Source organism: Prevotella conceptionensis 9403948, from assembly GCF_000312305.1.
GTDB classification, from domain to species: Bacteria; Bacteroidota; Bacteroidia; order Bacteroidales; family Bacteroidaceae; genus Prevotella; species Prevotella conceptionensis.
Map to the genome: position 1 here is coordinate 1 of NZ_HE999492.1, position 983 is coordinate 983.

Sequence of the window (983 nt, forward strand, 5' to 3'; positions counted from 1 at the left end):
ACACGCTGTTGCAATGCTTTAAGAAAGGCACAGGCGAGGTACAAGTGCCCGAAGTGGTTCAGCGTGTGGGTAGTTTGGCCTTTGGTGGGGCAAAATACATCAGTGCCATCACCCTTCCAAAAGCTGTAACTTTCGTTGGCGAGGATGCTTTTGCCTCCACCTACGCACTCGAAAGCATCAACGTTGCCGAAGGCAATGCACAATTTGTGTCCACAAATGGCGTGCTGTTTGATAAGGGCGCAACCCTGCTCATCTGCTATCCCACGTCTAAACGGGGCAACAAGTACACCGTTCCCGCCACTGTTAAGGAGTTGGCAACGGGTGCTTTCCAAGAGTGTGGCGGCGGCAATGCCTATAAGCTTATCAACGACGAGGCCGAAAAGAGAAGGCCAGACTAAACGAAGTGGTGTTACCCGAGGGGCTGACAAAGATAGGCAAGTGGGCGTTTACCTTCACAGGATGCCAAGTTAACATCCCTTCAACGGTGCGCGAGATTGGCGACAGCTGCTTCTTTTTCTGTGTGATAGAGGAGGCTACCATCCCCGAAGGCGTTCAGCGCATTGGCGATGGCATGTTTGCTGCCTGCTATAGGCTCGCCACCATCACGCTCCCCTCTACCATAACGTACATTGGCGCAAAGTTTGTGGCATACAACTCTTTGGAAACAACGCTCAATGTATATGCCCTTAACCCGCCCGCTTGCCACCAAGATGCCTTTGCCGACTTTTCTAGCTCTATCAATCTGCATGTGGTTAAAGGCCAAAAGAAGGCTTACGAGAAGTCGGACGACTGGACCGGCTTTATTTTCAACGGTGTAGAAGACGACCTGAAAGCGGTGGTTACAGGCATTGACACGCCCGACCAACCTGCCGGCCATGCCGTTGAGACAGCTCGCTACAACCTACAAGGCGTGCGCATTTACGCCCCACAACGCGGCGTGAACATCATACGGATGAGCGATGGCACGACGAAGAAAGTGCTGG

2 protein-coding genes are annotated in these 983 nt (G+C 52.7%); both read left to right on the plus strand.

What is annotated here, in order from left to right; genetic code table 11:
• Nucleotides 1-398 (plus strand): leucine-rich repeat protein (locus tag BN93_RS18865; protein ID WP_232211223.1); only part of this gene is annotated, 398 nt, incomplete at its 5' end.
• Nucleotides 399-403: 5 nt separating this feature from the next.
• A partial coding sequence (locus tag BN93_RS18870) for a leucine-rich repeat domain-containing protein (protein ID WP_232211224.1) occupies nt 404-983 on the plus strand: 580 nt, incomplete at its 3' end.